Source organism: Nocardioides sp., from assembly GCF_024509035.1.
Taxonomy (GTDB): domain Bacteria; phylum Actinomycetota; class Actinomycetes; order Propionibacteriales; family Nocardioidaceae; genus Nocardioides.
Window position 1 is genome coordinate 1 of record NZ_JANINT010000119.1, and the last position, 7,001, is coordinate 7,001.

Consider the following 7,001-nt stretch of genomic DNA (forward strand, 5'->3'; position numbering starts at 1 on the left):
GGACCGAGACGCTCAGCACCCCTGCGGCGAGCGCGCCCTCGACGTCGTGGACGTGGTCGCCGACGTAGATCGTGGCTCTCTCGCGGCGCAGCACGTCGGCCTTGCCGACGCCCCACACCCAGCCCTCGAGGTGGTCGACGTCGAAGGCGAGGTGGTCGAGGTGGAGCTGGGCGTTGGCGGGGTACTTGCCGGTGACGACCAGGACCCGGCCGGCGTGGGCGCGCACCGCGGCGATCGCCTCGTGCGCCCCGGCGAGCGCGGGCGTGCCGGCGATGGCGTGGTCGGGGTAGAGCGCACGGAACCGGTCTCCCGCGGGGGCGATGGCGTCCGGGGCCAGGTAGGGCTCCAGGAGGAGGTCGAGCGGCGGCCCGAGCTTCTCCGTCATCTCCTCGACCGGGAACTCCACGCCGAGCTCCGCGCCGAGCGCCGCGAGCACGTCGCGGAAGCCCGGAGCGGTGTCGATCAGCGTCATGTCGAGGTCGAAGCCGACCACCAGTTCCGCCGCGTGCACGTGACCCAGACTACGGAGGGCATCCGAGGATCCCTGGGCCGGAGGCTGAAACGCCTGTCACAATGAGTGGTTCAGGTGACAGGGGGTGACTGATGACGACGATCCGTGCGGCTGGCGCGGCGCTGGTCGCTGCCCTCGCCCTGGCGTCCCTGCCGACGGTGGCGGCGGCCTCGCCCGCGGTCGCCGAACCGGACGCGGCCGAGGCGCTCTACCTGGTCACGCTGGCCGGACCGGGCACCTCCGGCACGCACACCGACCTGCTGGCCGCGGCGCGGATGCGCTCGGAGCAGGACGCCGTCCTCGACGACCTCGGCGGCCCCGAGCCCGCCTACCGCTGGACCACCGCCCTCAACGGCGTCGCCGTACGACTCTCGGCAGGCGAGGCCAGCGCCCTGCGGGCCGACCCGCGCGTCGCGCTGGTCGAGCGCAACACCGTGCGCCCGCTCGCGGGCCGGAGTGCCTCGACGGGCCTGCTCGGCACGCCTGCTCACACCCGGGGCGGCTCGGGCGTGGTGGTGGGTGTCGTGGACTCCGGCATCTGGCCCGACTCACCGCTGTTCTCGACCGTGACCGGCCTGGGCCGCGCGCCGCGCGGCTTCACCGGCGGCTGCGAGACGGGCCCTGGTTGGCCGGCGACGGCCTGCGACGACAAGCTGGTCGGGGCCCGGTGGTTCGTGTCCGGCTTCGGGGCCGACCGGCTGCGGTCGTCCTCCTCCCTGTCCCCGCTCGACGACGACGGCCACGGCACCCAGGTCGCCTCGATCATCGCCGGCAACGCCGGAGTCCCGGCGCGCGTGGGCAGCCAGCGGCTGGGCACGTACGCCGGCGTCGCACCGCAGGCGCGGCTCGCGGTCTACAAGGCGTGCTGGAGCGCGCCCGACCCCGCCGACGACGGGTGCTCGACCGCCGACCTGGTCGCGGCCGTCGACGCCGCGACCGCCGACGGCGTCGACGTCCTCAACCTCTCGGTCGGCGGTCCGGCGCGCCTCGACACCCTCGAGCGCGCCCTCCTCGGCGCCACCGAGGGCGGCGTGGTGGTCGTCGGCGCTGCGGGCAACACGAAGCGCTCCCCCGCCGCGCACCACAGCCCCTGGGTCACGACGGTCGGGGCGACCACCGGCCCCGTGCGGCGGGGGCGCGTGGTGCTGCCCGACGGCACGGCGTATGCCGGCGCGATGGCTGCGGCGCGGACGGTCGGACCCGCGCGTGTGGTGCGCGCCGCCGAGGTCCCCACGGCGAGCGCCACGCGCCGCGAGGCGCGGGTCTGCATCCCGGGCAGCCTGGACGCCCGCCGGGTCGACGGCCGCATCGTGCTCTGCGCGCGCGGCGTCGTCGGCCGCGTCGACAAGTCCGCGGCCGTGGACCTTGCGGGCGGCGTGGGCATGGTGCTGACGAACGTCGCGCCCGGCGACCTCGTCGCGGACTTCCACCGGGTGCCGACCGTGCACGTCGACCGAGCGGCGGGCCGAGCCCTGCTGCGCTGGGTCGCGAAGCATCCCGACGGGCGGGTGCGGCTCGAGCCGCGCGGGCTGGTCCGGACGCCCGTGCGGGTGACCGGGTGGTCCAGCGCCGGCACGCCCGGCTCGCCGCTGGTCAAGCCCGACGTGGTCGCCACCGGCGTCGGCGTCCTCGGAGCGGTGCCGCCGCACGGCTCCGCCCCCGGCTGGGACCTCATCACCGGGACCTCGGCAGCGACGGCGTTCACGAGCGGCGCGGCCGCGCTGGTGCGCTCCGCTCACCCGGACTGGACGCCGGCACGGGTGCGCTCGGCGCTCGCGACGACGGCCCAGCGGGTGCCCGGCGCCGCGGTGCTCCGCTCGGGCACGGGCCGGGTGTCCCTGGACGCCGCGGCACGGCCCGGACTCGCGTTCGACATCGACCCCGACGACTACCGCGCCTGGCTCGAGGACGACCTCACCGACCTCAACACCCCGTCGATCCGGGTGAGCGGACCCGGCACGGTGCAGCGGACGATCACCAACGTCACCGGCCGGCGGCTCTACTTCTCCTCGTCAGCGACCGGCTTCGACCGGCACGGCGTCCGGGTCACGCCGGCAGCGGTGCGGCTCGGACCGGGCGAGAGCGCGACGTTCACGCTCACCGTCGGGGCGGGTGGCGGGCTCGACGACGGGTGGGTCACGTGGCGCGGAGCCACCGGCACCGTGACCCGGGTGCCGGTCGTGGTCACCGGCTGATCCAGTCCCCCAGCTCGGCGTCGACGAGCATCTCGCGGGCCTCGGCGAGGCGCTCGTCGGGCACCAGGATGCGCACCTTGATCACGGGGATCAGCCCGTCCAGCACGCTCATGTGGCGGTCGGCGACGTCGTAGGGGATCTCCGACGAGGCCAGCAGCCCCTCGATCACCGAGATCATCGCGGGGTCGTTGGTGCGCACCAGCTCTGCCATGGCGCCACTATGCCCCAGGTGGTCCCCGTGTGGGGGTGAGGGACGAAGCGGCCGCGCGCGCCGGTCAGAGACCGAGGATCCTCGCGGTCTCCTCACGCATCTGCACCTTGCGGATCTTGCCGGTCACCGTCATCGGGAACTCCTCGACCACCAGCACGTAGCGCGGGATCTTGTAGTGGGCCAGCTTGCCGGTGGCGAACGCGCGCACGGCGTCGGCGTCGAGCGGCTCGGCCCCGGCACGCAGCTTGACCCAGGCGCACAGCTCCTCGCCGTACTTCTCGTCGGGGACGCCGATCACCTGGACGTCCTCGATGTCGGGGTGCTGGTAGAGGAACTCCTCGATCTCGCGGGGATAGATGTTCTCCCCGCCCCGGATGACCATGTCCTTGATGCGGCCGACGATGTTGCAGTAGCCGTCCTCGCGCATCTCGGCCAGGTCACCGGTGTGCATCCACCCGTCCTCGTCGATGGCCTCGGCGGTCTTGTCCGGGTCGTCCCAGTAGCCGAGCATCACCGAGTAGCCCCGGGTGCAGAACTCCCCCGTCTGTCCGCGCTCGACGGTCGCGCCGGTCACGGGATCGACGATCTTGATCTCGACGTGGGGGTGCACCCGGCCGATGGTGGCCGTACGCCGCTCGAGGTCGTCGTCCGCGCGCGTCTGGCACGACACGGGGCTGGTCTCGGTCATGCCGTAGGCGATCGAGACCTCGGCCATGTGCATGTCGTCGACGCACCTCTTCATGACCTCGACCGGGCAGATCGAGCCGGCCATGATGCCGGTGCGCAGCGTCGAGAGGTCGTGCTCGGCGAAGCTCGGGTGGTGCTGCATCGCGATGAACATCGTCGGCACGCCGTACACGCCCGTGCAGCGCTCGGCGGCGATCGTGCGCAGGGTGGTCTCGGGGTCGAACCCGGGGGCGGGGATCACCATCGTGGTGCCGTGCGTGGTGCAGCCCAGGTTGGCCATCACCATCCCGAAGCAGTGGTAGAAGGGCACCGGGATGCAGAGCCGGTCCTCGGGGCCGAGGTTGATCAGCTCGGTGGTGAAGTAGCCGTTGTTGACGATGTTGCGGTGGCTCAGCGTGGCGCCCTTGGGGTAGCCCGTCGTGCCCGAGGTGTACTGGATGTTGATCGGGTCGTCGGGCGCGGTCTGCGCCAGCCGGTCCGCCACGACGCCGTCGGGCAGCACCCGGCCGGCCTCGACGAGCTGGGCCCAGTCGTCGGTGTCGAGGAACACCACCCGCTCGAGCGTCGGCGCCTGGCCGCCGATCTCGGCGACCATCGAGCGGTAGTCGCTGGTCTTGAAGCTGGACGCGCTGATCAGCAGCCGCAGCCCGCTCTGGTTGACCGCGTAGGACAGCTCGTGGGTGCGGTAGGCCGGGTTGATGTTGACCAGGATGATCCCGAGCTTGGCGGTGGCGTACTGGACGATCGTCCACTCCGCGCAGTTGGGCGCCCAGATGCCGACCCGGTCACCCTTGCCGATGCCGGCGGCCAGCAGGCCCCGGGCCAGGTCGTTCACGTCCCGATCGAGCTCGGCCCAGGTCCACCGGCGGCCGGAGGCGACCTCGACGAGCGCCTCGCGCTCGGCGTACGCCGCCACCGTCCGCTCGAAGCTCGCTCCGATGGTCTCCTCGAGCAGGGGCGGCTCGAGCTCGCCCTTCGCGTAGGCCTCCATGGCGGCAACCTACGCCGCTCGACGTTGGGCTGTCGTTGGTCGGCCCGGCCAGGACCTACCGAGGCCGGAACACCTGGTACTGCACGCCGTTGGTGAACGTGGTGGTCTCGGCCAGCGACAGCCGGACCTTGTCCTCGGCGGCGTCGGGGAACAGCCGCCGGCCGCTGCCGAGGATCACTGGGAAGACCATCAGCCGCATCTCGTCGACGAGGCCGGCCGCCAGGAGGCCCTGGGTCAGCTCCAGGCTGCCCTGGACGAGGATCGGGCCGCCCTCGCCCTCCTTGAGCCGGGCCACCTCGTCGAAGGAGACGACCGAGGTGTTGGTCCACTCCGGGTCGGTCAGGGTGCTCGAGACGACGTACTTGGGCATGGCGTTGAAGCGCGCGAAGTAGTCCATCGTGGGCCAGACCGGCGCGAAGGCGTCGTAGGAGCGGCGGCCCATGAGGAAGGCCTCGGCCTCCTCCTGCTCGCGGCCCTTGACCTCGTACTGCGTCGGGTCGGGATCCACGTCGAAGGTCCAGCCGGAGTGGCGGTAGCCGGGCTCCCCGCCGGGAGCCTCGCCGACGCCGTCGAGCGAGACGAAGTGGGTCGTGATCAGGGTGCGCATCGGGTGATCCTCTCGTGGAGTGGTCTCTGCCTCCTCCACGAACGGGTCACCGCGAACACGACAGCGGCGTCAGGACTTCTTCTCCGCCATCTCCTTGAGGGCCTCCAGCGCCTTCGGGGTGTCCTCCACCACCGTCGGGCCGACGTCGTGGGCACCGGGGCCGTCCACGGTGGTCCGCACCGTGATCTCGGAGCCATCGGCGGTCGCCTTGACCTGGTGGTCGATGCGGATCACGAGGTCACCGAAGGTGAGCTTGTCGAGGTAGCGCGCACTCGGCTCGACGATCTCGAGCACGAACGGCGCCTCGGTGCCGTTGCCGAACACGATCGTGCCGGCGGCGCCCTCGGCGAAGTGACCCTCGATGGCCACCTGCTCGACCGCCGGGTCCCAACGATGCCAGCTGCCCACGTTGCTCCACAGAGCCCAGACGTCGGCGGGCGAGGCGGTCGTGGTCACGGTGTGTTCGTAGTCGAAGCTCATGCTTCAACCTAGTACGACGCAGGCTCGCGGGGGACGGTTCGCGACCCTCTCGTGAGTGTCTGTCATGTCACCTCGACTGCAGGCGCGGGTGTGGCCCCGCGGGCCGTGGCCGGCGGGGTCGGGTGGTCAGGTATGTCGGGTGTGGGTGCGGCCGTGGGGGCTGGTCCACACGAGCAGTCGGTGTCCGACCCGGCGGAGGGTCCAGCCGCCGTGGGTCTTCAGGCGATGGTGGAACCGGCATTCGGGGACGAGGTTGCAGCTGCACGTGGGGCCGCCGTCGGCCCAGGGGATGACGTGGTCGAGGTCGCAGCCCCGCGACGGTCGCGAGCAGCCGGGGAACACGCAGGTCGGGTGGGTCAGGAGCACTTGTTCGCGGAGCCGTGGTGAGGGCGTGTAGCCGGGGACCTCGAGGTGCTCACCCAGGTCCACAACCGGCCGGATGAGGACGGGGCCGGTGGCGGCGGCGCACCAGTCGGCGACCTGCGCCACCAGCACGTGGGACCTGGTGTTCTCGACACCGGCCAGCGCACTGTCGGACAGGTGGGTGTAGATCACCAGCTGACGTCGGGGCCGATTCGGCTTGTCGGTCTCGGTCGTCTCGGGTTGGAGCATGAGGTCGCCGCGGGCGAGTGCGCCGGCGGCCATGGCGCGGCGGACGTCGAGTGGTTGGTCGCAGCCGAGGTCGGCGAGCTGTTGGGCGCCGGTGGTGACGGCGTGGTCGAGGTCGAGGGCGTCCGCGAGGTCGAGCTCACCGCGCACCGTCGCCGTGCCGTCGAGGGAGGGGGTGTGGGTGTCGACGTCGAAGAACCGGTCCTCGGCGGCGAGGAGGCGGCGGTGCTCGGCCTCGATCGGGTCGAAGGTGGCGCGGGCTGCTTCGACGGTGCGGTCGAGCTGGGCCCAGGTCAGCCGGTGCGCGACCGGGGCGACGTGGCGGTCGACGTGCTCGGCACCCTCGGCCGGGAGGGACATCGTGCTGGCGGCGATCTTGCGGGCCCGCCACACCGCGACCTGCCCGGCCATCACCCGCCGCCAGAGCCGCGGGAGCCGATGCCTGACTTCGACCGCGTCGCCGAGGTAGTCGCGTCCGGCGTCGGTGGTCATCCCGACCGCCAACGCGAAGTCCGCGATGCAGAACTCCGCGACCAGGGGTGCACCCGGCCCGGCGATCGCGAGCTCACCCTGCGTGCCCTCGACGGTGGCGGCGTCGTCCAGGTGGTCGACGGGGTGGGCGGCGGCCCACTCGGCCGCGAGCCGGAACTGGCCGACCTCGGCGTCGGTGAGCACCAAGTGCGTCGACTCCAGGGCAGCCAGCACCGAGC

Annotated in this window: 7 protein-coding genes; 1 reads left to right on the plus strand and 6 read right to left on the minus strand. The window is 72.5% G+C overall.

The window, feature by feature from the left end; genetic code table 11:
* A partial coding sequence (locus tag Q0L15_RS09945) for an HAD hydrolase-like protein (RefSeq protein WP_296604026.1) occupies positions 1-511 on the minus strand: 511 nt, incomplete at its 3' end.
* A gap of 92 nt (positions 512-603) precedes the next feature.
* Here Q0L15_RS09945 and Q0L15_RS09950 point away from each other — a divergent pair.
* Positions 604-2,706, plus strand: coding sequence for a S8 family serine peptidase (locus Q0L15_RS09950; protein ID WP_296604028.1), 2,103 nt, complete (start codon positions 604-606; stop codon positions 2,704-2,706).
* Here the strand turns inward: Q0L15_RS09950 and Q0L15_RS09955 are convergent.
* The 5 genes from Q0L15_RS09955 to Q0L15_RS09975 form a co-directional block, all read right to left on the minus strand.
* Positions 2,696-2,917 (minus strand): DUF2007 domain-containing protein, encoded by a 222-nt coding sequence (locus Q0L15_RS09955; RefSeq protein ID WP_296604029.1) that lies wholly within the window; start codon positions 2,915-2,917, stop codon positions 2,696-2,698. The two genes, Q0L15_RS09950 and Q0L15_RS09955, sit on opposite strands and share 11 nt — an antisense overlap.
* A 64-nt stretch (positions 2,918-2,981) precedes the next feature.
* A complete protein-coding gene (locus Q0L15_RS09960) occupies positions 2,982-4,595 on the minus strand; it encodes an AMP-binding protein (RefSeq protein ID WP_296604031.1) in 1,614 nt (537 codons plus the stop codon).
* 55 nt (positions 4,596-4,650) lie between these two features.
* A complete protein-coding gene (locus Q0L15_RS09965) occupies positions 4,651-5,202 on the minus strand; it encodes a dihydrofolate reductase family protein (protein WP_296604032.1) in 552 nt (183 codons plus the stop codon).
* A gap of 69 nt (positions 5,203-5,271) precedes the next feature.
* A complete protein-coding gene (locus Q0L15_RS09970; RefSeq protein ID WP_296604033.1) occupies positions 5,272-5,682 on the minus strand; it encodes an SRPBCC family protein in 411 nt (136 codons plus the stop codon).
* 126 nt (positions 5,683-5,808) lie between these two features.
* On the minus strand, positions 5,809-7,001 hold a 1,193-nt coding region (locus Q0L15_RS09975; protein ID WP_366939561.1), incomplete at its 5' end, for an HNH endonuclease.